We start from the raw sequence: 24,342 nt of genomic DNA, 5'->3' as shown, positions 1-24,342 counted from the left end.
GCGCCGCGATCGTGTGCGGTTTGTCGCCGGGCTTCCCCCTGCCGCCGCCATTAGGGTCGAAGGTATGAGCACCGGGAGCACTGCGACAGCACAAGAGTTACGGCAGGCACTGGACGGGCCGTGGCGCGAAGTCCGGGAGGAGGCCCGCACCCAACTCGCGGACGGGCGGTTCGCCGGTGATCCCGGCCTCGATCAACAGGACGCCCGCGCCCGGGTCCTGGACCAGATGCGCGAGATCGCGAAACTCGGCCTCGCCGAACGCGGTTTCCGGCGCGAGCACGGCGGTACGGGCGAGCCCGGCGCCGCCGTGGTGGGATTGGAGATGCTGGCCTACGCCGACCTCTCGCTCTGGGTGAAGTCCGGGGTGCAGTGGGGTCTGTTCGGCGGCGCCGTGGAGAACCTGGGCACCGAACGGCACAGCGAGCATATCCGGCGGCTGATCTCGCTGGATCTGCTCGGCTGTTTCGCGATGACCGAATCCGGGCACGGCAGCGATGTCGCGAATCTGGAGACCACCGCCACCTACGATCCGGCCACCGAAGAGTTCGTGATCCACACCCCCACCCCTTCGGCGCGCAAGGACTATATCGGCGGTGCCGCCGAACACGCCCGGATGGCGGCGGTCTTCGCGCAGTTGCGGACACCGGCGGGCGCACACGGGGTGCACTGCCTGCTGGTCCCGATCCGGGACGAACAGGGTAACGACCTGCCCGGCGTCACCACCTCCGACTGCGGCGGCAAAGGCGGCCTGCCGGGCGTGGACAACGGCCGGATCGTCTTCGACAAGGTACGGATACCGCGGGAGAATCTGCTCAACCGCTACGGCGATGTCGCCCCCGACGGCACCTACAGCTCCGAGATAGACAACCCCAGCCGGCGTTTCTTCACCACCCTCGGCACCCTGGTACGCGGCCGGGTGAGCGTGGGCGGCGCCGCGGCGGCCGGCGCCCGGGTGGCCTTGAGTATCGCGGTGCGCTACGCGCTGAAGCGCCGCCAGTTCGGCAACCCCGACGACGGCGGGGAAACCCTGCTGCTGGACTACCGGATGCATCAGCGCCGGTTGCTACCGCTGCTGGCCCGTTCGTACGCGCTGGCCTTCGCGCAGAACGATCTGGTCCGCCGGATGCATCTGGTCCAGACGGGCCAGAACCTGGATCCGCATGCGCAGCGCTCGCTGGAGAAACGCGCCGCGGGTTTGAAGGTGGCGCAGACGCGGCACGCCACCCGCGCCATCCAGGAATGCCGGGAGGCCTGCGGCGGTGCCGGTTATCTCACGGAGAACCGCCTGGTCACGCTGAAGGCCGATACCGATGTGTTCACTACGTTCGAGGGCGACAATGTGGTGCTCACCCAACTCGTCGCCAAGGAGATCCTCACCGCGTACGCCGATGAGGTACGCGATCTGGACGCGCTCGGCTGGGTCCGCTTCGCCGCGACCATGGCCGGCGATGTGGTGCGCAAACGCTCCGGCGTGCGCCAGCTGATCCAGACCCTGCGCGACCGCAGCGGCGAAACCGTCGACGAGGGCGACCTCGGTAAACGCGCCACCCAGTTGCAGCTGTTCGCCGACCGCGAGGACTATCTCACCCGTACCGCCGCCCACCGGCTGCGCGCCCGGGCCGAGGAAACCGGGCCCTTCGAGGCATTCAACAATGCGCAGGACCATATCCTCGCGGCCGGGTCCGCCCATATCGATCGGCTGGTACTCGAGGCGTTCATCGAGGGGATCGCCGATATCGAGGACGAGCACGCTCGCGCGCTGGCCGAAACCGTCTGCGATCTCTACGTGTACTCCGTGCTGGAGGAGAACTCCGCCTGGTTCATCATGCACCGTTTCATCTCGGTCGAACGGGCGAAAGCCATCCGGCGCGGGGTGAACGAACTGGTCGACCGCCTCCGCCCGGATGCCCTCACTCTGGTGGAAGCACTCGGTGTACCCGAATCGATGCTGGGCGCCGCCATGCTGGACGACGCCAGCGTCTACGAGCGGCAATAGCGGGGCGCCGGCCTTGCAGGCAGCCGGGCGCGTCTCCGATATGTACGCCGACCATGTATGTACGCCGCCATGGCACCGGTCGGTGGATCCGTCTCGACCACTACGGGCGGGTCCGGATCCGGTTGTTCGGGGCCGGTAGTCCTGGGGGTCACGCATAGCGGTGGCCGCGCGGAGCCCGGTCGGCCCGGCGGAAACAAGCGGCAACCAGCGGCGAAGCCCGGTGCCGCCGGGTACGAGGCGAAGGCGGGCAACCGGGTACGACCAGCCGAACTCAGCCGGTCATGGGTGTGGTCGCGGCTGTCGCGCCGGGCGTCGCGGTCAGGGATGAGCTGGATGGTGCGGTGCCGTGGCATGGGGGTCAGCGCGGGCGCGGCCCGAAAGTGCGGCGGATCCACACCGAGACCCAGTAGAGGGCAATGGTCAGTGAGATCCCTGCGGCTGCCCCGCCGATGATATCGGTGGCGTGGTGGTAGTCGAGCGCGATCATACCGGCCGCGCCCGCACACCAGGCGGCCGTGGCGAGCGCGACGATCACCGCCCGGGCCCGCGCGGAGCGCAGCAACAGGACCAACGCTGTGACCACCGATACGAGATGCACGGTATGGCCGCTCGGATACGCGAGATAGTCGTGCAGCGGCCGCCCCCACCAGGGTTTCAGCACCCAGGTGTTGACCGCCACCGCGAGTTCCGGCGCCAGGACCACGGTTGCCGCCTCCCACCACCGGCGTTGCCAGGTGAACCACAGCGCGCTACCGCAGAGCAGCGCGAGCACAACTCCGGTGTTGGTCGCCAGCGCGAGGACCTCGGCCACCCAGGGCCGCGGATCCAGCCGTGGGTCCACGCGCGACCCGACCACCAGATCGAAGGTTGTGGGCCCGCCGCCTGGCGGGAACGACCAGGGTAACGCCGCCGCCACCGTCGCTGCGGTCGCCGCGACGACTCCGGTGCCCAGGGGGCCGGCGGCCTGCGGTATCGAGGCGGTAACCGGGTGCGGGCCCGGCGGCCGATCCCGGTGGGCGGGGGACAGGTGCGCCGGTGGCCTCGGGCGGTTCTCGGCCGGGCGGTGATCGTCTCCGGTGGGCTGATCCGCGGGATACGGGTTCGGCGCGCCGGATGTGGTGCTCACCAGCCGACCATATCCATCGCGGGCGGCCACGGGGTAATCCGTGGTGCTGCGACGGCTACGGCTCAGCCGGGCCCGTAGGTGACGAAGGCCGTGATCACGAACCACAGGACCCATGCCACCGCGACGAAGATTCCGAGCGCGTAGAGCGCGCGCATAACGGCCCGGCCGAAATCGATATCGCCGGTCTCCCTGGGATACAGCAGCCACGGGCTGTACCAGGGTGCGCGGAACCGGCGTGTTCCGGCGAGCCGCTCCATCTCGGCCAGATCCTCGGCGTACTTCTCCGCCTCCGCCTGCGCGGGACTGCCGTGCCACCGCGTGACATCGATCGGGCCGAGGAACCCCTCGTCGATCAGTAGCTGGGGTGCGGGGAGGTACGCCAGGATTCCCAGACCGCGGAATGCGGCGGCCACATCGTTGGCGGTCCAGCGGTGCGATTCGCGTTGGGCGAGGACCCCGAAATAGTGCCGCAGTCGTTCGGGATCGTTGCCGACGATCACATCGAAACTCGGGTCGTGCACTTTCTGGTCGATCTGCACCGGGACCGGATGGAACGGCACGATCAGCGCGACACCGTGCACCATGCGCTGTCCCAACCCGCGCGCGGCCAGCCAGTTCTGCATCGCGAAAGTGTGTTCGCGGGATCGTTCCAGCAGCGAGCGGTCGTCGGCGGCCTCCAAGTCCGCGCGGACCCCGTTGAGCGTCGACCTGCCGGTGAGCGGAACATGCAGGGTGCCACCCTGATCGCTGCGCAAGCCCGCCACATCGATGACAACGCAGCTCGTGGGTGTCCACACCACGGCATCGAAGTGGTGGATCTCGTTGTCGTACCGCAGATCGCAGTTGAGGATCGCCACTCCGTGCGGACTGTCGACCGTGCCCCACCCACTGAGCCAATCGATGAGGGACCGCTCGGCAAAACTGTCGGTGCCGTCCTGAACCTGCACGAGCATGGTGACCGCCCTTCGCGTCCGAACCGGGACTCCTGCGGCGCCGAGCGCGGCGCACCTCTCGAAACTACCGGTCCGGCTCCTCCGCCGGAAGTTTCCCCGCCCGAACCGCGGCGGCGAGTTCGTCGTGATCGGCTTCCGTGCGATCGGCGTAGCGCACCGCGAAATCGGCCACGGCTCCGTCGAAGTCGGCGTCTTCGCCGAGGTAGCCGTTGATCAACCGGGGATCGAGGGAACGGGCGTGGGCGCGCGCCAGCAGGGCACCGGCGAGACGGCCGTAATCGTCGAGATCGTGCGGTTCGAGTTCTTCCGGCGCTATTCCGCCCTTGAGATTGCGGAACTGGCGGACGATGAACGGCAGTTCCCGGCTGCCGCCTCCGGGCTGTGGAATCGTCATGGTGGTCCAGCCGAGAAGGATATCGGTTTCCGTCTGAACCAGTCTGGCACCCTGGACAATTCGCTTGCCTTCGTGTTTCGGTGCGGCGGTCCCGAGTACCGATGCCAAGGCCGAAGGCGCGGCCTGTTTGAGCTGCAATACCAGTACTTCACCCGAATTGCCGTGCAGTAGAGCGACATAGCTGTGCATACCCACGCTACCGGTGCCGACGATCCGGAACGCGATATCGGCGACGGCGAACCGTCCCAGCAGTTCCTGCCGGGATTCGCGCAGACTCGATCCGTAACGTTCCAGTGCATCGATGGCCGCGTCCTCCACCTCCTGTGCCACGGTGGTGAGGATCGGCGGATCACTGACGAAGCGATGACTTTCGATACCCGTTTCGTGATCGTCGATATGTGTCCATTTGCGGACGACTTTCTCGCTGGTGTTCTTACGCGCCTTCTTGGCGGCCTTCTTGAAGTTGTCCAGCAGATCGTCGGCTTCGACGCGATCCAGAATCGATTCGTCGGCCAGGGCCGACCACGAGGTCAGAAACGGTCGCTGCGCCAGCGCCGCGGCGGTGCGCCGGTAGCTGCGCGCGGCATCGGCAGCGGCGGTACGGCATTCGTGCTCGTTCGCGCCGCCGACCCGCCCGGCCAGGACCAGGCTCGCTGCCAGCCGTTCCAGGTCCCATTCCCACGGTCCCGGTACGGTTTCGTCGAAATCGTTGATATCCATGACGATTTCGCCCCGAGAGGTGCCGTACAGGCCGAAGTTGCCCGCATGTGCGTCACCGCAGAGCTGGGCGTGGAACCCGGTATCCGGGCTGCCCGCCAGGTCGCGGGCCATCAGACCGGCCGCGCCCCGGTAGAACGCGAACGGCGACGCCAGCATCCGGCCGATCCGCAACGGGACCAGATGTTCGAGCCGGCCCTTGTTGGTGGCCTCGACGAATTCGACGATCGACGGCCGCCCCTCGGTGCGGATCGCGCGATCCCGTGCGGTGAGCGACACCCGGCCGCGGACCGCACGGCCGCGGGCCAGCATGTCCTCGGCGGGGATATACGAGCGCAAGGGGATCCGGCTGTTCGACACCGGGTAACCGTACCCACGGTGATCGTGGCTCGCGCCGGATCACAGCGAGGTTTCGGTATGCCGGACCCCTCCCGTGCTCCTGGCGGCACAGAATCGAGTGGTTCCGGCCGGTGCGGGCTTCTCGGTCTGGATCCCGTGCGCACTCGCCGTACTGCTCGGTCAGGCCGTGGCCGCAGCCCCGTCACGGTGAGCCTCTGCCGCGTTGTCCAGAGTCGCCGCCGGGCGGTGCCGCGGTCCGGTGAGCACAGTCCGGCCGGGCTCGGGGGAGGTCACCCGCCGGTCCGCCGGTCCGGCGCAGCGTCCCGGGCCAGGACCTGGATGTGGCCGGAAGCAACATCCGAATGCCGCACCCGACATGCCGTTCACGCGCGGCAGTGCGACCGGAAAGGCCGAATCGGAACGAACCCCGCCGACCCGACATGATCTTTCTCTCACTCATACCGGGGGTACCGGGTGTTCGATGCTCGTTACGTCTCCGCGGCCCGTGCGGGGGGCGTGCTGGCATCTGCGGAGGTCGTGCGGTAAGCACTGGCATGTGACGAGTGATTCGGGAACCGGCGGATCCGAGACCACGGCCGCGGGCCGCGGATCCGGTGGCGCCCTGGCGGCGGTGCTGTCCGATCGGCTGCTCACCGTCCCCAATGTGCTGAGCGTGCTGCGGTTGATCGGGGTCCCGGTGTTCCTCTGGCTGCTGCTGGTGGAGCGCGCCGACGGCTGGGCGTTCGCCCTGCTGGTAGTGAGCGGCCTGACCGATTTCCTGGACGGCAAACTCGCCCGGTTGCTCGATCAGTCGTCGCGGCTGGGCGCGCTGCTGGACCCGTTCGTGGACCGCCTCTACCTGGTGACCACGCTCGCCGCGTTCGTCGCTCGCGGTCTTCTCCCCTGGTGGGTGGCGGCGCTGCTGATCGGCCGCGATCTGGTGCTCACCCTCACGCTCACGGTGTACCGCCGGCGCGACCTCGACCCACCCGAGGTCATCTATCTGGGCAAGGCGGCCACGTTCGCGCTCATGTCGGCATTGCCCTGGTTACTGGCCGGACAGATGGACTGGGCCGGGGACGGCTTCGGCCGGGCCTTCGGTGGGGCGCTGCTCATCTGGGGCACCGCGGTCTACGTGTGGACCGGCCTGTTGTATCTCGGCCGCGCGATCGCCGTCGCGCGTACGGTGCCCCGGCCCCCGGCGCGCCCCGGTGACGCCCGCAGTCGGGATACCGGCGCGGCGAATCCCGGCGGGCTCGCATAGAGTTGCTGCATCGTGCACGACGACACGAGGAAAGGACACCACGTGAACCGGGCTCCGGAGGACCTGCGCTACACCGCCGAACACGAATGGGTGCGTCGGATCGAGCCCACCCGGGTCCGGGTGGGGATCACCGATTACGCGCAGTCGCAACTCGGTGACGTCGTGTTCGTTCAGTTGCCCGAAACCGGTGCCGAGGTTGCCGCCGGGGACGGCGTCGGCGAGGTCGAATCGACCAAGAGCGTTTCCGACATCTACGCTCCCCTGAGCGCGAAAGTCGTTGCGGTGAACCAGGAATTGGAGGCGAAGCCGGAAACGCTGAACACCGATCCCTACGGTGGCGGGTGGTTGTTCGAACTCGAGGTCGACAGTGCTCCGGCACTGGACTCGAGTCTCGGTGAACTGCTCGATGCCGCAGGTTATCAAGGAGTTATCGGGGGCTGATTCAGCCTTCCCGGTTCTACCTGCACGGGCACGGCCCGGCAGGGTACGGTCAATGCCAACGGATGTGCCGCCCGGAGTCGGGGCCGCCGAGCCACGTCGCACCGCGGCATCTGCCTGCATGGTTTATGAGGTTCGAGGAGGAGAGAAACGGTGAGCGAGAACAAAGACCCGGGTTACGGGGAGACCGCGGCCGAGACGACGTCGGTCTTCCGCGCGGATTTCCTGAACGAGGTCGACGCATCGCGCTCCGGCGAGCCGACCGGTGAACAGCCGGTGCAGGGTGTCGAGGGTCTTCCGGTCGGAGCGGCGCTGCTGGTGGTCAAACGCGGCCCGAACGCGGGTTCGCGGTTCCTGCTGGATCAGCCGACCACTTCGGCCGGCCGTCATCCCGACAGCGATATCTTCCTCGACGATGTCACCGTCAGCCGCCGTCATGCCGAGTTCCGGCAGGACGAGGACTCCTTCCAGGTCGTGGATGTGGGCAGTCTGAACGGCACCTATGTCAACCGGGAGCCGGTGGACTCGTCGGAACTGCAGAACGGTGACGAGGTGCAGATCGGTAAGTTCCGGCTGGTTTTCCTCACCGGGCCGCGGACACAGGAGGCCGGTTCGGCCGCCGGTGCCGGTAGTTTGTGAACAGGTGATGATCGGTGCGCCGATCCGGGTGATCGGCGCTTCGGCATGAAAGACTCCAAGTCATGACAGGCGCGGCGCAGCAATGGGCGCACGGAGGGATGTCGATAGGCTCCGTGCTCGATCTGCTGCGGCCGGATTTTCCGGATATCACCATCTCCAAGATCCGTTTCCTGGAAGCAGAGGGCCTGATCCGGCCGGAACGAACCCCGTCGGGTTACCGCCGGTTCTCGGTGGCCGATTACGAGCGGCTCCGATTCGTGCTCACCGCGCAGCGTGACCAGTATCTGCCGCTGAAGGTGATCAAGGAACAGCTCGAGGCCATCGACAGCGGAGCCGCGACGCTCGGGGTACGTGAGGCCCGTGCGCGGGCTCGCACCGCCCGGCCGGACGCGGGGCGGGATGTGGCGGACGAGGCCGCGTTGACACCGCGGCCGCCGCGCCGGTTGGCGGTCCAGCCCGGCCGGATCACCGCCGACGAACTCGAATTCGATCACGAGATCCGGGTGACCCGCGAGGATCTGCTCGAGCAGGCCGGTATCGACGATAAATTCCTCACCGATCTGATCCGGGCGAATCTGATCACCCCGGGTGCCGCCGGTTTCTTCGATGCCGATGCGGTGACTTTGGCCACCACAGCCAAGGCGATGGCCGAATTCGGTTTGGAAGCCCGGCATCTGCGGGCGTTCAAACTCGCCGCGGACCGGGAGGCGGCGCTGGTTGCGCAGATCGCCGCGCCGATCGCGAAGAGCCGCGACGCGGGCGCCCGCGCCCGGGCCGAGGAGACCGTGCGCGAACTGGCCGCACTGTCGCTCACCCTGCACGCGAGCCTGGTGAAGGCGTCGGTGCGCAACTCGCTGGGCGGCTGAATTGCCCGCGCCGGGTGCCGTCCCGGCGGCGGTATCGGTCTGACCTGCGGGGGGATCGCCGGCGCCGACGCCGGTGGCAACACACCGATTCCGCTAGCCCCGTGTGCCATCGCGGCAGCGCCCGGAATTCGCCTAGACTCGTGGTACGGCGAGTCCTGCATCGGCGAGGGCGGGCGGCCGGGGAGTATGGGAGGCAGTGCGATGAGCGAAATGCGCGTGATCGGCATCCGGGTCGAGCAGCCACAGAATCAGCCCGTCCTGCTGCTGCGGGAGGCCGAGGGCGAGCGGTATCTGCCCATCTGGATCGGGCAGGCCGAGGCTACGGCGATAGTGCTCGAACAGGAGGGCGTCACACCGGTCCGGCCGCTCACCCACGATCTGATCAAGATTTTGATCGCCGATCTGGGGCACACTCTCGAAGAGGTCCATATCGTGGATCTGAAGGAAGGCACCTTCTACGCGGATCTGGTGTTCGAGAACGAGGTGCGGATATCGGCGCGCCCCTCCGATTCGGTGGCCATCGCGCTCCGTGTGGGCTGCCCGATCTATGCGGCGGAATCCGTGCTCGAGGAAGCCGGTCTGGTGATGCCCGATGAACGCGAGGACGAAGTCGAAAAGTTCAAGGAGTTCCTCGAGTCGGTATCCCCGGACGATTTCAAAGCGACCGACAGTTGAGTTTCCCGAATATTTTCTAGACCTCAACTACAGGTCGAGACCATTACCGCGCGTCGCGTTTGGATCGGCACCTCTGCGGCCGAGAGAATGGGAAGAGTAGCCTCGTACTCGACGCCGGGCCGTCGGGTATGGGCACAGATCGGCGGAGCAAGGGAGTAGTTCAGTGGCAGAGCATATGCGGGATATGCGGTCGGAAGTGGGCCCGCCTCGGCGCTACGAAATACAACCCGGATTGTTCCCCGACGATTCGGTCCCCGACGACCTGGTCGGATACCGGGTTCCGACGGCGTGCCAGGTCGCGGGTATCACCTATCGGCAATTGGACTACTGGGCGCGGACCGGCCTGGTCAAACCCTCCATTCGCAGCGCGGCCGGGTCGGGTAGCCAGCGGTTGTACTCCTTCAAGGACATCCTGGTCCTGAAAATCGTGAAACGTCTGCTCGATGCCGGTATTTCGCTGCAGAACATCCGCATCGCGGTCGATCATCTGCGTAGCCGCGGCGTGCAGGATCTGGCGAATATCACCCTGTTCTCCGACGGCACCTCGGTCTACGAGTGCACCTCGCCGGAAGAAGTCGTCGATTTACTGCAGGGCGGCCAAGGCGTATTCGGTATCGCGGTCAACAGCGCGATGCGGGAGCTCACCGGCGCGATCGCGGCTTTTCCCGCGGAACGCGCGGCGGAATCGACCGAGCGGCCCGAGGACGAATTGTCCTACCGGCGCAAAGCGCGGATGACCCGGAAAACCGGCTGACGTAGCCCTGTGCCCGGTTCGCGGGATTCCGGTGCGGCGAAGGACACATTCTGGGTGAGTTCTCGTCCCGCCCGGCCACCGGGATAAGATAGCCGGGCGCCGTAGCCGTGCGGGAGAGCCCCGGATCCTCGATGGAGCCGGGCGCCGAAGGAGCAGCACCTCCCCGTCAATCTCTCAGGCACCAGGACCGTGCGGGAACCGGCGCCTCTGGAAAGAGGTGGCTGCGGGCCACCCGCCCATGGTGAAAGGCGCCCGGTCCCCGGCCGGTTGCCGAAGCTCTCAGGCGCCGCGACAGAGGGGGAGGGTCCAGCGCCGGCCGTACGGTCGGCCCGCTCTACCAGGGAGCCGTGGTGACCCAGAGCTTCGCAGACCGGCATATCGGACCCGACGGCGCCGGGTTCGCGCATATCCTCGCCGAGATCGGTATCGCCTCCGCCGAGGAACTCGCCGCCGCCGCACTGCCTACCGGGATCCGGGACAGTTACCCGCCGACGGGCCCCTCCGACCCCCTCGCAGGGCTGCCGCCGGCCGCGAGTGAGCACGAGGTACTGGCCGAACTGGCCGCGCTCGCGGCCACCGATACGGTGGCCACTTCGATGATCGGGCTCGGCTACTACGACACCCTGACCCCGCCCGTGCTGGTGCGCAACCTGCTGGAGAACCCGGCCTGGTACACCGCCTACACGCCCTACCAACCCGAGATCAGCCAGGGCCGGCTCGAGGCGCTGCTCAACTTCCAGACCATGGTCACCGACCTGACCGGTATGGACGTGGCGAATGCGTCCATGCTGGACGAGGCCACCGCGGCGGCCGAGGCGATGACCTTGATGCACCGGGCCGGCCGCGGCCGCGGTACCCGTCTGGTGGTCGATCGGGATCTCTTCCCGCAGACCCGCACCGTGCTGGCCACCCGCGCCGAACCGCTCGGTATCGAAATCGTCGAAGCCGATCTGGCCGGCGCCGGGCTGCCCGACGGCGAGTTCTTCGGCGTGCTGGTGCAACTGCCGGGTGCTTCCGGACGCGTGGTGGACTGGACCGGCACCATTGCGCAGGCCCACGAGCGCGGTGCGCTGGTGGCGGCCGGCGCCGATCTGCTTGCGCTCACCCTGATCACTCCGCCGGGGGAACAGGGCGCCGATGTCTGTTTCGGCACCACGCAACGGTTCGGGGTGCCCATGGGCTTCGGCGGGCCGCATGCCGGTTATCTCGCGGTGCGTACCGCGCACGCGCGGCAGCTGCCCGGCCGCCTGGTCGGGGTGTCCAAGGATGCCGACGGCGCTGCGGCCTACCGGCTCGCATTACAGACTCGGGAGCAGCATATTCGGCGGGAGAAAGCCACCTCCAATATCTGCACCGCGCAGGTGTTGCTGGCGATCCTGGCCGGAATGTATGCCTGCTACCACGGCGCCGACGGATTACGGGCCATCGCGAGGCGTGTGCACCGGCACGCCGAACGGCTGGCGGCCGCGCTGGGCGAGGCCCTGGTGCACGACAAGTATTTCGATACCGTTCTGGCCCGCGTGCCCGGGCACGCCGAGAGCGTGGTCGCCAAGGCCGCGGCGCGCGGGATCAACCTGCGCCAGGTGGACGACGACCATATCGCTGTTGCCTGTGACGAGGCCACGACCGAAGACCATATCGCCGCGGTGCTCGACGCATTCGGCGTCGCGCCCGCCGAACCTGTCGGCCCTGGTATCGCCGACCGCACCTCGGAGTTCCTCACCCACCCGGCGTTCACGCGGTACCACACTGAAACAGCGATGCTGCGGTACCTGCGGGCACTGTCGGACAAGGATATCGCGCTGGACCGCAGTATGATCCCGCTCGGCTCCTGCACGATGAAACTCAATGCGACTGCGGAAATGGAGCCGATCACCTGGCCCGGCTTCGCCCGGCTGCACCCGTACGCGCCGGCCGGCGACGCCCCCGGGCTGCTGCGGGTGATCGGCGATCTGGAGCGCTGGCTGGCCGACATCACCGGATACGACTCGGTGAGCCTGCAGCCCAACGCCGGTAGCCAGGGGGAATACGCGGGCCTGCTCGCCATCCGCCGCTACCACCTCGGCCGCGGCGATACCGGCCGCGACACCTGCCTCATCCCGTCCAGTGCCCACGGCACCAACGCCGCCTCCGCGGCCATGGCCGGTCTGCGGGTGGAGGTGGTGAAATGCCGGGCCAACGGCGATGTCGATCTCGACGATCTGCGCGCCAGAATCGCCGACCACGCCGACCGGCTGGCCTGCATCATGATCACCTACCCGTCCACGCACGGCGTGTACGAACAGGAGATCGCCGAGCTGTGCGCGCTGGTCCACGATGCCGGCGGCCAGGTCTACGTCGACGGTGCGAACCTGAACGCGCTGGTCGGGCTGGCCCGGCCGGGCCGGTTCGGCGGGGATGTCAGCCATCTCAATCTGCACAAGACGTTCTGCATTCCGCACGGCGGCGGCGGACCAGGTGTCGGCCCGGTCGCCGTTCGCGCACACCTGGCCCCGTACCTGCCCGGTGATCCGCTGGTCCCCGATTCGCACGCCGTATCGGCGGCGAAATACGGTTCGGCATCGATTCTGCCGATCACCTGGGCCTATATCCGGATGATGGGTGCGGACGGTCTGCGCCGCGCCACCCTCACCGCGATCGCCTCGGCGAACTATCTGGCTCGCCGGCTGGGAGAGCACTATCCGGTGCTGTACACCGGGGCCAACGATATGGTCGCCCACGAATGCATCCTGGATCTGCGCGAGATCACCAAACGCACCGGTGTCACCGTCGACGATGTGGCCAAACGACTGGCCGACTATGGATTCCACGCCCCCACCATGAGTTTCCCGGTGGCGGGCACACTCATGGTGGAGCCCACCGAAAGCGAGGACCTCGCCGAACTCGACGCATTCGCCGACGCGATGATCGCCATCCGCCGCGAAATCGACCGGGTCGCCGCGGGGGAGTGGCCGGTGGACGACAACCCGCTGCGCAACGCGCCCCATACGGCGGCGTGCCTGGTCGCGGAATGGGATCATCCCTACAGCCGGGAGGTCGCGGTATACCCGCGTGGGGTCGCGCATACCCGGGCCAAGGTGTGGCCGGCGGTACGCCGGATCGACGGTGCGTTCGGCGACCGCAACCTGGTGTGCACCTGCCCACCGCCCGAGGCGTACATCGACTGAGCGGTTCGATCCGAAGACGCTGACCACAGTGCCGTCCGGTATCGACGCTCCGGCTGCCCGGTCGCCGGGGTTCGCCTCCGGGCTCGACCGTTCGGCGGTTGTCGGGCAGCCACCCGGCCGTCCCACCAGCGGTTCGGTCGTCCGCCGGCGGTGCCGGTCCGGTGCCGTATCGGAAGACGGGGTACGGGGAGGCTCGGCCCGCGTTTCGCGGCGGCGGTTTCCGTGAACCGCTGTGCTGGGCCCGTTCGCCGATGAGCCGGTCGGCCGCGGATTCGACTGTGCCGCCGATCGTGTAGCGCCCGTAATCGGGCACGAAGTCTCCCAGCGGCCAGCGCCGGAACCACCGCTCGCACCGCAGAGCCGGCCCGTGGCCTGGGCCCGCTCGACGGTGTGAGCGGCGTCGGCTGACCTCGTCGGCGGGTCAGGGGGCGGTCAGCGCGTTGACCATGGCCGTTCCGAATTCGAGATCGTTGCTGGTGGGCAGGACCTTGTAAGTGCCTCCGGTGCGTTCGGTGAGGATGCGCAGGGTGTCGGCGCCGGCGCCGACACCGCCGATGACGATGACGTCGACGCGGATCGGGGTCTGCGGGCCGCCTGCCGCCTCGATGGCGTCCAGCAAGTCGGCGCCACTCAGGGCGGAATTTTCTTCCGGGCCGTCGGTGACGAGCAGCAGGGAATTGGTGCGGTCGGCGGCATAGTTCTCGACTGCGGCGCGGTAGGCGGCGAGCAGCGCCGGGTAACACTCGCCGGTGTCCGCGGCCGCGGCCTCGATATCGCCCAGCGAACCCATGAGTGTCCCGCGGTGCTCGTCGGTGAGTGCAGCGGTGCCGACGACCACCTCGTACGGGTTACCGCCGCCGGTGTCCGCGCCGACGGTCCATATGCCCAGGCCGAATTCGGGTGGCATGACGTTGACCGTGGACGCGAGTGCACCGACGGTATTGGTGAGCCGGCTCTGTTCGCCGTCGGTGGTCGCCATCGACGCCGAGATATCCACGAGCGCTGTCGCGTGTACCCCGAGGACAGGGTTGTCGAGGACAGCGCGGAGCCGGTCCAGCGCTTCCCGCGGCGGGACGGGAACGGGTTGGGCCGGCGGGGCGGCGAAGCCGGCCGCGATCAGATCACGTTGCTGTTCCGGTTTGCGCAGGTACTCGGCGAACAGACCGGCGATCAAGTTCTCGGCCTTGTCCACCCACGGCCCCGCCATCACCGCGGCCGGATAGTCGGCCACGGGTGCTGCGCCGACCGGTAGGTAGAACGTGGCGCCAGGGTTCGCCGCGAGCAGCCGCTGGGTCACCGGCACCGCGTGGACCGCGGCCTCGGCCGGGGCGGCCGCCGACAGTGCCGTGATCGCTGCCGAGGTGTCGGCGACCTCCGGCGCCGCGGCCGCCAGCGCGGATACCGCGGAGACGGCTTGTCCGCCGGTCGCCGCCTCCGCGGTGAGCGGGTCGGTTCCCGCGACGGCTCCCGCCACCGCGGCGGCCACCGCCAGCGTTGTATCGCCCGGCGGCAGCGCCAGCTCGAGTCCGTTCCAGCCGGGTAGACCGATGGCCTCCAGTGAGTCCTGTTGCAGCCGGGGCAGGTCCGCCCAGGACGTCTGGGTGGCGGCGAGTGCATGGCGCAGTATCTCGGGGACGGCCAGCACGATCGGGCTGGACGCGATGGAACGCGGCGTGCCTTCGATCAGCCCGGGCACCCGCATCGACTCGATCTGCCTGCCCGATACCGGAATCCACAGTGCCGGCCGGGGCCCCAGGACCGGATTCCAGGTGGCACCCGATGTGAAGGCGGCAACCATATCCGCGGTCGGCCGTTCGGTGACCGCCACCTCCGCGCAATGATCGAGCACCACCGGCCGGGTCTCGTTGTAGCGGGCCGCGATGGTGCGCACCGGGTCGGCGATTTCCGGGTCGACGGTGACATCGAGGATGGCGCGGCCCTCCGAGCAGGTGCCGCCGGCCGTTGTGCCATTCGCCGAATCCGGGCGTAACTGCCACCAGCCGACGACGACCGCGATCAGGGCCACGACCACCACCGCGGTGATCACCGGCCCCCTGCTGATTTCCCGGGAAGAGCCGGTGCTGCGATGGGTACCCACGGCCAGTCAGTGTAAGGAGGACAACCGATTGTGGCGCCACGGACGGCTCACCCCACGACGCCGGAGGGGTGCACTCGGCACCACCTCCGGCGTCGCGCCGGTTCGAGCCGGCTATTCGCGGATCATCTTTCCCCGGTCGAATTCGTGCCCGCCCCACACCCCGGACTGGCCGGTCCGTTCGGCGAAGCCGCGGCAGTCCGGCCGGATCGGGCACCGGCCGCATACCGCACGCGCGTACTCGAAGTCCTGCGATGGATACGGGAACCACGCTTCGTGGTTCGGGTCGCCGCGACAGGCGGCGCGGTGCCATCCGCGGCTGTCGGATATGGGCAGCAGGTCCGCCAGCACTTCGACGGTCATATCGATCCCCTCCTTTCGCGGATCGGTTCAGGGGGTAGCGGCCAGGTGTTTCCACACCCGCCGCTGTTCACGGGCCAGCGGCTGCGGTGCCCGGGGTTCCCACAGCAACCGCATCCCCGCCTCTTCAGGGGTGCGGTCGGCCTTGCCGGTGTTGCAGGGGACACAGCAGGCGATCAGGTTCTCCCAGGTGTTGGGTCCGCCGCGGCTGCGGGGCCGGATATGGTCCACGGTCGGCGCCCAGTCACCGCAGTAGCCGCACCGGTTCCCGTCCCGTCGCAACACCCCGGCGTGGGTGGCCCGGCTGCCCGGCGTCCGGACGGCGATATGGGCCAGGTACCGGTACCGCACCAGCCGGATGGTCTCGGGCAGCATGATCTCGGTATGCCGGGACCGGATCGGGAAATGCGGCCGGCGGACCACTACCGATTCGGCGATCCCGCTGATCAGCAGCACCACCGCCCGATCGGCGGCAACCCGGTCCAGCGCCTCGTAGCTGGCATTGAGCACCAACACTCGACTGTGTATCCAATTGTCCGCAGTGATGGTCACCGGTTCGGTGACAGCGGGAAACGGCATGGGAATCACCAGGTTTCGACGGCCGGGAGAGCCCGGACTTGAACAGGGAGCGAGGTGAGCGACTCAGCGCTGCTGCGGGAGGAGCCGGTCGATCGAATCGTTCGCGTATTTCGGCTGCCGCGACTGTTCGGCGTTCATCGGCCGCTCGGCGACGCCGGCGCACTGCCCGGACGGCACACACGAACCGGGTTTCTCTGCCGGTGCGATGGGATACAAGACCACTCCTCCTTCCTGAGAATCATCGGCCGCCCCTGTGATGGCCGGTGGAATACATGGTGGCACAGGGCCCCAGCAGTTGTCGGCCCATTTTTCGGGGCCGTTGCGGCGCCTTCGACTGTGCCGGAACGGCCGGCGGAGGAGTGAAGAACAGGGGTCGACAGGGCCCCGACCCCCGACGCCGGAGGCGGCGCGATATACACAGCTCACCCGGCGGCCGAAGCGGCACTACCGGTCGGTAACATATCTATCGACTTTCCACCCGGTATTCGCGGAAGTGAGGCAAGTAGATGACAGAGCGGAAAAAGGTCGGCGGGCTCGAGGTTGCCACCGTTCTCCACGACTTCGTCGAGAACGAGGCGCTGCCCGGCACCGGCGTCGATTCCGCCGCGTTCTGGGCCGGCGCCGAGCGGATCATCGAGGAGTTCGCGCCGCGCAACCGGGCCCTGCTGGCCGAACGCGACGAAATCCAGGGCAAGCTCGACGCCTGGCACAGCGAGCACCCGGGCACGGGCTACGACCGCTCGGCCTACAAACAGTTCCTGACCGAGATCGGTTACCTGCGTCCCGAACCTGCGGATTTCACGATCGGCACCACCGGTGTCGATGACGAGATCAGCAGCACCGCCGGCCCGCAGTTGGTCGTGCCGGTCAGCAATGCCCGCTTCGCCGTCAACGCCGCGAACGCGCGCTGGGGTTCGCTCTACGATGCGCTCTACGGCACCGATGCCATCCCGGAGACCGGCGGTGCGGAGAAGGGCACCGGCTACAACAAGGTGCGCGGTGACAAGGTCATCGAATGGGCGCGTAACTTCCTCGACGACGCCGTCACCCTGATCACCGGCTCGCATATCGGATCCACCTCGTACGCGATCGTCGACGGTGAGCTCGAGGTCGGTCTGGAAGACGGCACCACCATCGGCCTGGCCGACGCCGGCCAGCTCATCGGCTATATCGGCGATCCGGCCTCGCCCAGCGCGATCCTGCTGAAGCACAACGGCCTGCATATCGAGATCCAGATCGACCCCGAATCGCCCATCGGCAGCACCGATACCGCCGGTGTCAAGGACGTCGTCATCGAATCCGCGGTCACCACGATCATGGACTTCGAGGATTCGGTCGCCGCCGTGGACGCCGAGGACAAAACCCTCTGCTACCGCAACTGGCTGGGCCTGATGAAGGGCGATCTCGCCGAAGAGGTCACCAAGAACGGCAAAACCTTCACCCGCACCATGAACCCGGACCGCGTCTATACCGCGCTCGACGGTTCCGAGCTGGCGCTGCACGGCCGGTCGCTGCTGTTCGTCCGTAACGTCGGCCATCTGATGACCAGCGATGCCGTCCTCGACGCCGAGGGCAACGAGGTGCCCGAGGGCATCCTGGATGGCATCATCACCTCCCTCGTCGCCAAACATTCGCTGCGCGACGATGTGACGCTGACCAACAGCCGCACCGGGTCGGTGTACATCGTGAAGCCGAAGATGCACGGCCCGGACGAGGTCGCGTTCACCAACGATCTGTTCGCCGCCGTCGAAGATGTCCTGGACCTGCCGCGTAACACACTCAAGGTCGGCATCATGGACGAGGAACGCCGCACCACGGTGAACCTGAAGGCGTGCATCAACGCCGCCGCCGACCGGGTGGTGTTCATCAACACCGGCTTCCTGGACCGCACCGGCGACGAAATCCACACCTCGATGCTGGCGGGCCCGATGATCCGCAAGGCCGAGATGAAAACCCAGCGCTGGATCCTCGCCTACGAAGACTGGAACGTCGATACCGGTATCGCCGCGGGCCTGCCCGGTAAGGCACAGATCGGCAAGGGTATGTGGGCCATGCCGGACCTGATGGCGGGGATGCTGGAACAGAAGCTCGGCCATCCGAAGGCCGGCGCGACCACCGCCTGGGTGCCGTCGCCGACAGCGGCCACCCTGCACGCCACCCACTACCACCTGGTGGATGTGTTCAAGCGGCAGGCCGAAATCGCCAAGGGCGGTGCCCGCGCGAGCGTCGACGAGATCCTGGAGATCCCGCTGGCGGCCGATACGAACTGGAGCGAGGAGGACAAGCAGCAGGAGCTGGACAACAACTCGCAGTCGATCCTCGGTTACGTGGTCCGCTGGATCGACCAGGGTGTCGGCTGCTCCAAGGTTCCCGATATCTCCGATATCGCGCTCATGGAGGACCGCGCCACGCTGCGCATCTCCAGCCAGCTGATGGCCAACTGGCTGCGGCACGGCGTGGTCACCACCGACCAGGTGATCGCCAGCCTGGAACGGATGGCCCCGGTGGTGGACCGGCAGAACGCCGGTGACCCGGACTACCGGCCGATGGCTGCGGACTTCGCCGGAAGCGTCGCCTTCCAGGCCGCGAAGGAGCTGATCCTGGAGGGCACCACCCAGCCCAACGGCTACACGGAACCGATCCTGCACCGCCGCCGCCGTGAGGCGAAGGCACTGGCGGGGAAGAACGGGTCCTAGCTGCCTGCCTGTCGCCGTATACGCCGCCCTCGACCGCGCCCGGTCGGGGGCGGCGTCATTTTTCATGATGGGACCGTGCAAACCCGGGTGCCCGGCGGGGGCCGGGCCGGCGACCTGTCCGCCCGGCCGACAGATCCCAGACTGTGGCGGCACCGCAGATGACACCGCCGGAGGCGACCACTGTGCGACGTGATCCGAGCGTTGCCGGCCGGACTGCGGATACGCCCGGTAAGGGCCGGTGACGAGTCCGGTGCGGTGGGGTAGACGCGCCACCAGCGACTCGTCGTGCCGCGAGAGAACGGAATGTACTGGTCGACCGGCAATTACATCGCGGCAGATAACTATTGCCGGGATCACCCGGACTGCGGGTACCCCGCTGACGGATTAGCTTTGTCGGGAACCGAAACAATACGTTGGGATCGAACAGATCTCACCCGATGGAGGAAACCTTGCGCGTCCTGCTCGTCGCCAGCGCATTCAACAGTCTCAGCCAGCGCGTGCACACCGAGTTACGTGGTCGTGGGCACGAGGTGGGGGTCGAACTGGCGCTCGGCGACGATCTGCTGCGGGCGCGGGTGGGGCATTTCCGCCCGGACCTCATCGTGGCGCCGATGCTGACGACGGCGATCCCGGAGGACATCTGGACCGCCTGCACCGTGCTCATCGTGCATCCGGGCCCGAAGGGGGACCGGGGGCCCTCCTCGCTCGACTGGGCGATCAGCACCGGCGCCCGGGAATGGGGGGTGACCGTACTCCAGGCCGTCGCGGAAATGGATGCGGGTCCGATCTGGGCTTCGGTGCGTTTCCCGGTGGCTGCGTGCGGGAAGAGCGAGCTGTACCGCAATGAGGTCTCGGACGCCGCCGTGGTTGCGGTGCTGCTTGCCGTCGACCGGTTCGCCGGGGGCGAATTCGAGCCCGAGCCTTTGGATTACAGTCGGGCAGATGTGTCCGGGCAGCTGCGCCCCTACCATTCCCAGCAATATCGCCGGATCGACTGGGCCGGTGAAGATACCGACTCGGTGCTGCGTAAACTACGCGCCGCCGATTCGCAGCCGGGTGTGCTCGACGAACTGTACGGCCGGGAGTACTTCATCCACGGCGGCCATCGCGAGGACCGGTTGCGGGGCACGCCCGGGGCCGTGGTCGCCACTCGCGACGGCGCGATCTGCCGCGCCACCGTCGACGGCGCGGTGTGGTTACCGCAGCTGCGGCGGCGCCGGGCGCCGGGCGGCCCGGCCACCTTCAAACGTCCCGCCGTCGACGCGCTCGGCGCCGATCTCCCCGCGGATACTCCCGAGGTGCCGGTCACCCCGGCCGAGGCGGCGGTCCGCGATACCTGGTCGGAGCTGTGCTACTACGAGCAGGGCTCCGTGGGCTACCTGGAATTCGCCTTCGCCGGCGGTGCCATGAGCACCGGGCAGTGCCGTCGCCTGCTCGATGCCTACCGGCAGGCCTGCGCGCGGCCCATCCGTGCGCTGGTACTGGGCCCGGCTCGCGACTTCTTCTCCAACGGTATCCATCTCGGCGTGATCGAGGCGGCCGATGATCCGGCCGAGGAATCGTGGCGCAATATCACCGCGATGAACGATCTGGTGGAGGCGATCCTCACCACGACGGACAAACTGGTGATCTCGGCGCTGGCCGGGAACGCGGCGGCCGGCGGGGTGATGTTCGCGCTCGCCGCGGACGAGGTGTGGTGCCGCGAATCGGTCGTGCTGAATCCGCACTACCGGCTCATGGGCCTCTACGGCTCGGAATACTGGACGTATTCGCTGCCGCGCCGTGTGGGAGCGACCGAGGCCGCGCGGTTGACCAGGGAAACCCTGCCGGTCGGCGCCGGCGAGGCCGCGGCGATCGGTCTGGTGGACCGGGTAGCGGCGGGCGGTACCGCCGAATTCCGCGAATGGGTGCGCCGGGAGGCGCTCCTGCTCGCCGATTCGCCGGAACTGGAGGGGCGTCTGACGGCGAAGAAACGGCAGCGGGAAGCGGACGAAGCGGTCAAACCACTGGCCGATTACCGGGCCGAGGAGCTGGCGCATATGCGTCGGAACTTCTTCGCCGAGGGCGAGCCGTACCACCGGCTGCGGAAAAATTTCGTCTACAACGTCGAGCCCCCGGCCACCCCGGCGTATCTGCTGGGTTGACCGGTCCGGTCCGGTTAGCCCAGTTGTGACATCAAGTGGCGAGGTCGAGCCGTCTGAGGTGAAATTTTTGCTTTGTACCCGGCTTCGGGTGCATCGAACTCCTGCCGGTGGGGCTGTGGTTCGGAAATCGACTGAATACAAGCGGAGTAGAGACGTGCTACATCTCGAGCACTTCAGCAGCGGCTGGGTGACTCCTGTCCTTGCCTATGTGATCTCCTTCATCGGCTCGGTACTGGGCCTGCGCTGCGCCGTTCGCGCGCGCACGGCGCAGCCCGCCTACGGCTGGCTGGTCGCGGCCGCGGTCGCGCTCGGTGGGGCCGGGATCTGGGTGATGCATTTCACGGCGATGCTCGGCTTCGCCATCGACGGTACGAGTATCCGGTACAACATGCCGATGACCCTGCTCAGCGCCGTGATAGCGATCGTGGTGGTCCTGATCGGGCTGGTGATCGTCGTCCGCGGGCAGCGGGAGGCGGTCGCACTTCCGCTCGGGGGCGCCATCACCGGTCTCGGTGTGGTGGCCATGCACTACCTGGGGATGGCCGCGATGAACACCGGCGTCGCGATGGAGTACGGCACCGGCCTGGTCCTGCTGTCGATCGCGATCGCGGTGGTCGCCGCCACCGCCGCGCTGTGGTTCATGCTGCACGTACAGGGCTGGGGCAACACCATCGGCGCGGCGCTGATCATGGGTGTCGCGGTCTGCGGTATGCACTACACCGGTATGGCGTCGATGAGCGCACACCACGGTGAACACGACGTGTTACCCGAGGGGATCGCGCCCGTCGAACTGCTCACCCCGCTGCTCACCACGGTCGCGCTGGTCGTCGTGGGGCTGGTGGTGCTGGTCGGTGTGGCCGAACTCGAAGTGCGCAGTGTCGCGGCGGCGAGCCCCGCGTCGGAAACGGGCGAAGCCGGCACCCTGCTCACCACGGACCCCGCCACCTTGGCCCATAGTGGCCGTCAGTGGCCACGACTGCCCACCCACGATTAGCCTCGGATATCGCAGTCGTGACACCGTGGGCGGGGCCCGGTTGTCTCGACGGGCCGACGGTCCTATCCTGGGCCGCCGTATCTGCAAGCTGATGTGAGGAATACTCGATGGGTAGTACCGTGCTCGATATCGCCGCGCTGATCGTGATGCGAGTGGGGGATTTCTGGAACTGGATGGCCACCGGCTCGGCGGGGTTCCCGCCGCTGTGAGTCGCTGACCGCCGACGTGGAGCCCGGGTGCCGAATGGGCCCGGGCTCCGTTGTATCGGGTGCCGCTCAGGAACCGACCACCGACTGCTGATCGGCCGGCGGGGTGTACACTGATTCGTCGACGTGCAGGACCATGAAACCGTTGTCGGAACAGGTCACGTAGAGATCGTTGCCCCGCCATTCCGGCGGTGACAGGCACCAGTCGGTCGAGACATCGCCGAAGGCGAGCTTGCCGGTCCGCGACGACAGCGCCTGCGACGGGTCGAACTGCCCCTCGAGCACCGCACGGGCCGCACTGGGCGCCGTCATCGCCGGAATACCCAGCAACGAGGCCAGCGCATGGGGCGAGTTTGTCAGTTCGAGGTTGCGGCCGGTGCGCGCCGGCGGATTGAAGTAGGCGATCTCCCGGATCGCGTGCGGATCGCGGATATCGAATACCCGGATCCCGGACGATATCCAGCCACAGGCCAGTGCGGTGGGATCCGCCGGCCGGTCGGCGGCGCAGTAATGGGATTCGTAGGCGAATATCGAACCTCCCATGGAGGAGGCGATACTGCTGTCCAGATGCTGCGGCAGGTTGATCTCGAGTTTCACCTTCGCGACGACTCGCGGGTCGGCGTCCTCGGAGACGTCGATCAGTTTCACGCCGCCGGAACCGCCTTCGTCGACGGTGTAGATATGAGGTTTGCCGTCGTAGGTCACCGGGATACTGTGCTGGGTGGCCCAGCCGTCGGACCAGAACATGCGCCCGATGTGATGAACCTGCGGATTCGGATCGCGCCGCTGCACGGCGCTCACGTCGAGAACCGTGATACCGCTGAGTGCCGACAGATACAGCCGGTTACCGTCCGGGCTGACCCCGAAACCGTGCGCGGTGATACCGGTGAGCCCCTGCCAGACCACCCGGGGGTGGGCGGGATCGGTGAGGTCGACCGCGCTGAGGAATCCGGGCGTGATGCCGGAGGCCCAGTAAGTGTTGCCGTCGGGGGAGAATCCGCCCTCGTGCGTGGTGATCGGTAGCGGCATACCCAGATTCGTTCCCGGGCCCGGGTTCAGCAACCGCGGATGCGCGCAATCGGAAATATCGTAGACCGAGAGATATCCGGCCCCGACGAGCATCGGGACCCCGGTGCCCACGAGCAGTTTCCGGCGGGCGTTCACCTTCAAGCTTTCCCAGGTACCGGCCACCATGGCCGGTTCGTTCAGCGTGACGGTGGGGCGCGGATTCGCCGGATCCGAGACGTCGAGGACCTGCACTCCGCCGTTCTGGTGCAGCAGGTTACCGGGAAAGAAGGTGCCCATATAGGCGCAGTGTTCGAAACTGGTGGAGGTGATACCGGCGCCGCGGCCGGCGAACTGGCCGACCAGTGACATATTGCAGCGGTACCCCTGGGTGCTGCGCCCGCTGTCGCGATCGGCCGCCGGAACATCGCCCTGCAGACCGGTTTCGGGCATGGCCCCCGGTCCGCATTCGGCGCGCGGTACGGCGGTACGGCCCACGTCGAGGAATTCCCGGACCTCGTTGTGGATATCGGCCTGCAGATCGGCCGTGGCACTACCCGGCAGCAGTACGGCAGTGATCACGGCGACCGCGCCGAGCGCAATCGCTCTGACCCGATGGAGTTCTCCGAAGGGACGCCCCATTGCATCCTCGCGCTTCCCGAGCTGTCTCGTCCGACCCGTCCGGGAGATGTTTGGGACATAACCCGGAATTGTTCAGTGATAGTAGCCATTCGGGTGTCCGGCACGGAGCGGTTTCACCGAATGACGGTGGCCTGCGCAGTGCCCGGCCGGATTCGCAGGTGTCCGGCAGCTTACGGCGCACAGTCGCCATCCGGGGCCTCCGGCGCCAAAGGCGGCTGCATCCTTGGGTATGTCCGGGGTGACCCGAGGCCACTCGAGGTCTTGGTGTGGCCGAGTTTCTCCGACGGAAGCGC

The 24,342-nt window shown here is 67.6% G+C and carries 19 protein-coding genes and 1 riboswitch; of the genes, 11 read left to right on the top strand and 8 right to left on the bottom strand.

Annotated features, from left to right (window positions below; genetic code table 11):
* Window positions 1-64 precede the first annotated feature (64 nt).
* Window positions 65-1,996, top strand: a complete 1,932-nt coding sequence (locus IU448_RS03480) for an acyl-CoA dehydrogenase (protein ID WP_195054009.1) — start codon at window positions 65-67, stop codon at window positions 1,994-1,996.
* 358 nt (window positions 1,997-2,354) lie between these two features.
* Here IU448_RS03480 and IU448_RS03475 read toward each other — a convergent pair whose 3' ends face one another.
* From IU448_RS03475 to IU448_RS03465, 3 genes are all read right to left on the bottom strand, one after another.
* Complete coding sequence (locus tag IU448_RS03475) at window positions 2,355-3,122, bottom strand: phosphatase PAP2 family protein (protein ID WP_280456847.1); 768 nt, start codon at window positions 3,120-3,122, stop codon at window positions 2,355-2,357.
* Window positions 3,123-3,184: 62 nt separating this feature from the next.
* On the bottom strand, window positions 3,185-4,075 hold the full coding sequence (locus IU448_RS03470) for an NERD domain-containing protein (RefSeq protein ID WP_195054007.1): 891 nt from the start codon (window positions 4,073-4,075) through the stop codon (window positions 3,185-3,187).
* 64 nt (window positions 4,076-4,139) lie between these two features.
* Window positions 4,140-5,498, bottom strand: a complete 1,359-nt coding sequence (locus IU448_RS03465) for a DUF2252 domain-containing protein (RefSeq protein ID WP_195055007.1) — start codon at window positions 5,496-5,498, stop codon at window positions 4,140-4,142.
* A 649-nt stretch (window positions 5,499-6,147) separates the two neighbouring features.
* On the opposite strand from IU448_RS03465, the gene IU448_RS03460 reads away from it, so the two are divergent.
* The 7 genes from IU448_RS03460 (at window position 6,148) to gcvP (ending at window position 13,328) form a co-directional block, all read left to right on the top strand.
* Window positions 6,148-6,789 carry a CDP-alcohol phosphatidyltransferase family protein gene (locus IU448_RS03460; RefSeq protein WP_195055006.1) on the top strand — a complete coding sequence of 214 codons (642 nt, stop codon included), beginning with the start codon at window positions 6,148-6,150 and terminating at the stop codon, window positions 6,787-6,789.
* Between the two features lie 42 nt (window positions 6,790-6,831).
* The gene (gcvH, locus tag IU448_RS03455; protein ID WP_195054006.1) at window positions 6,832-7,230 is read left to right on the top strand and encodes a glycine cleavage system protein GcvH; all 399 of its coding nucleotides are present in this window, start codon (window positions 6,832-6,834) and stop codon (window positions 7,228-7,230) included.
* Between the two features lie 150 nt (window positions 7,231-7,380).
* Window positions 7,381-7,866: an FHA domain-containing protein gene (locus IU448_RS03450; protein ID WP_030520553.1), complete on the top strand. Its 486-nt coding sequence runs from the start codon at window positions 7,381-7,383 to the stop codon at window positions 7,864-7,866.
* A gap of 62 nt (window positions 7,867-7,928) precedes the next feature.
* Window positions 7,929-8,732, top strand: a complete 804-nt coding sequence (locus IU448_RS03445; protein WP_195054005.1) for a MerR family transcriptional regulator — start codon at window positions 7,929-7,931, stop codon at window positions 8,730-8,732.
* Window positions 8,733-8,933: 201 nt separating this feature from the next.
* Entirely contained in the window at window positions 8,934-9,407 is a 474-nt protein-coding gene (locus tag IU448_RS03440; RefSeq protein ID WP_195054004.1) for a bifunctional nuclease family protein, read from the top strand.
* 175 nt (window positions 9,408-9,582) lie between these two features.
* A complete protein-coding gene (locus tag IU448_RS03435; protein ID WP_228812196.1) occupies window positions 9,583-10,161 on the top strand; it encodes a MerR family transcriptional regulator in 579 nt (192 codons plus the stop codon).
* Window positions 10,162-10,261: 100 nt separating this feature from the next.
* Window positions 10,262-10,361, top strand: a riboswitch (glycine riboswitch).
* 150 nt (window positions 10,362-10,511) lie between these two features.
* Entirely contained in the window at window positions 10,512-13,328 is a 2,817-nt protein-coding gene (gcvP, locus tag IU448_RS03430; protein WP_195054003.1) for an aminomethyl-transferring glycine dehydrogenase, read from the top strand.
* 421 nt (window positions 13,329-13,749) lie between these two features.
* On the opposite strand, the gene IU448_RS03425 is transcribed toward gcvP, so the two are convergent.
* The 4 genes from IU448_RS03425 to IU448_RS03410 all read right to left on the bottom strand — a co-directional run bounded on the left by IU448_RS03425 (window position 13,750) and on the right by IU448_RS03410 (window position 16,578).
* Window positions 13,750-15,426 (bottom strand): hypothetical protein, encoded by a 1,677-nt coding sequence (locus IU448_RS03425; protein WP_195054002.1) that lies wholly within the window; start codon window positions 15,424-15,426, stop codon window positions 13,750-13,752.
* A 111-nt stretch (window positions 15,427-15,537) separates the two neighbouring features.
* Window positions 15,538-15,786, bottom strand: a complete 249-nt coding sequence (locus IU448_RS03420; protein WP_195054001.1) for a WhiB family transcriptional regulator — start codon at window positions 15,784-15,786, stop codon at window positions 15,538-15,540.
* A gap of 27 nt (window positions 15,787-15,813) precedes the next feature.
* On the bottom strand, window positions 15,814-16,362 hold the full coding sequence (locus tag IU448_RS03415; RefSeq protein ID WP_195054000.1) for an HNH endonuclease: 549 nt from the start codon (window positions 16,360-16,362) through the stop codon (window positions 15,814-15,816).
* Window positions 16,363-16,425: 63 nt separating this feature from the next.
* The gene (locus IU448_RS03410; protein WP_195053999.1) at window positions 16,426-16,578 is read right to left on the bottom strand and encodes a hypothetical protein; all 153 of its coding nucleotides are present in this window, start codon (window positions 16,576-16,578) and stop codon (window positions 16,426-16,428) included.
* Between the two features lie 290 nt (window positions 16,579-16,868).
* On the opposite strand from IU448_RS03410, the gene IU448_RS03405 reads away from it, so the two are divergent.
* The 3 genes from IU448_RS03405 to IU448_RS03395 all read left to right on the top strand — a co-directional run bounded on the left by IU448_RS03405 (window position 16,869) and on the right by IU448_RS03395 (window position 22,196).
* Entirely contained in the window at window positions 16,869-19,058 is a 2,190-nt protein-coding gene (locus tag IU448_RS03405) for a malate synthase G (RefSeq protein ID WP_195053998.1), read from the top strand.
* Window positions 19,059-19,495: 437 nt separating this feature from the next.
* A complete protein-coding gene (locus tag IU448_RS03400; protein ID WP_228812011.1) occupies window positions 19,496-21,202 on the top strand; it encodes a hydrogenase maturation protein in 1,707 nt (568 codons plus the stop codon).
* A gap of 187 nt (window positions 21,203-21,389) precedes the next feature.
* Window positions 21,390-22,196: an MHYT domain-containing protein gene (locus IU448_RS03395; protein ID WP_324188494.1), complete on the top strand. Its 807-nt coding sequence runs from the start codon at window positions 21,390-21,392 to the stop codon at window positions 22,194-22,196.
* A 275-nt stretch (window positions 22,197-22,471) separates the two neighbouring features.
* Here IU448_RS03395 and IU448_RS03390 read toward each other — a convergent pair whose 3' ends face one another.
* Window positions 22,472-24,049 carry an LVIVD repeat-containing protein gene (locus IU448_RS03390; RefSeq protein ID WP_195053996.1) on the bottom strand — a complete coding sequence of 526 codons (1,578 nt, stop codon included), beginning with the start codon at window positions 24,047-24,049 and terminating at the stop codon, window positions 22,472-22,474.
* Window positions 24,050-24,342: the final 293 nt, after the last annotated feature.

The sequence above is a fragment of the Nocardia flavorosea genome, from assembly GCF_015477805.1.
GTDB lineage: Bacteria > Actinomycetota > Actinomycetes > Mycobacteriales > Mycobacteriaceae > Nocardia > Nocardia flavorosea_A.
Note: the sequence above shows the minus strand (reverse complement) of the source record. Positions and strands in the feature narration are given on the sequence as shown.

What these genes read in the sequence shown, in the direction of transcription:
- IU448_RS03415 (WP_195054000.1), bottom strand. Translation starts at nt 16,362, where the DNA reads ATGCCGTTTCCCGCTGTCACCGAACCGGTGACCATCACTGCGGACAAT.
- IU448_RS03480 (WP_195054009.1), top strand. Translation starts at nt 65, where the DNA reads ATGAGCACCGGGAGCACTGCGACAGCACAAGAGTTACGGCAGGCACTG.
- IU448_RS03470 (WP_195054007.1), bottom strand. Translation starts at nt 4,075, where the DNA reads ATGCTCGTGCAGGTTCAGGACGGCACCGACAGTTTTGCCGAGCGGTCC.
- IU448_RS03440 (WP_195054004.1), top strand. Translation starts at nt 8,934, where the DNA reads ATGAGCGAAATGCGCGTGATCGGCATCCGGGTCGAGCAGCCACAGAAT.
- IU448_RS03445 (WP_195054005.1), top strand. Translation starts at nt 7,929, where the DNA reads ATGACAGGCGCGGCGCAGCAATGGGCGCACGGAGGGATGTCGATAGGC.
- IU448_RS03405 (WP_195053998.1), top strand. Translation starts at nt 16,869, where the DNA reads ATGACAGAGCGGAAAAAGGTCGGCGGGCTCGAGGTTGCCACCGTTCTC.
- IU448_RS03420 (WP_195054001.1), bottom strand. Translation starts at nt 15,786, where the DNA reads ATGACCGTCGAAGTGCTGGCGGACCTGCTGCCCATATCCGACAGCCGC.
- IU448_RS03400 (WP_228812011.1), top strand. Translation starts at nt 19,496, where the DNA reads ATGGAGGAAACCTTGCGCGTCCTGCTCGTCGCCAGCGCATTCAACAGT.
- IU448_RS03390 (WP_195053996.1), bottom strand. Translation starts at nt 24,049, where the DNA reads ATGGGGCGTCCCTTCGGAGAACTCCATCGGGTCAGAGCGATTGCGCTC.
- IU448_RS03435 (WP_228812196.1), top strand. Translation starts at nt 9,583, where the DNA reads ATGCGGGATATGCGGTCGGAAGTGGGCCCGCCTCGGCGCTACGAAATA.
- IU448_RS03465 (WP_195055007.1), bottom strand. Translation starts at nt 5,498, where the DNA reads ATGCTGGCCCGCGGCCGTGCGGTCCGCGGCCGGGTGTCGCTCACCGCA.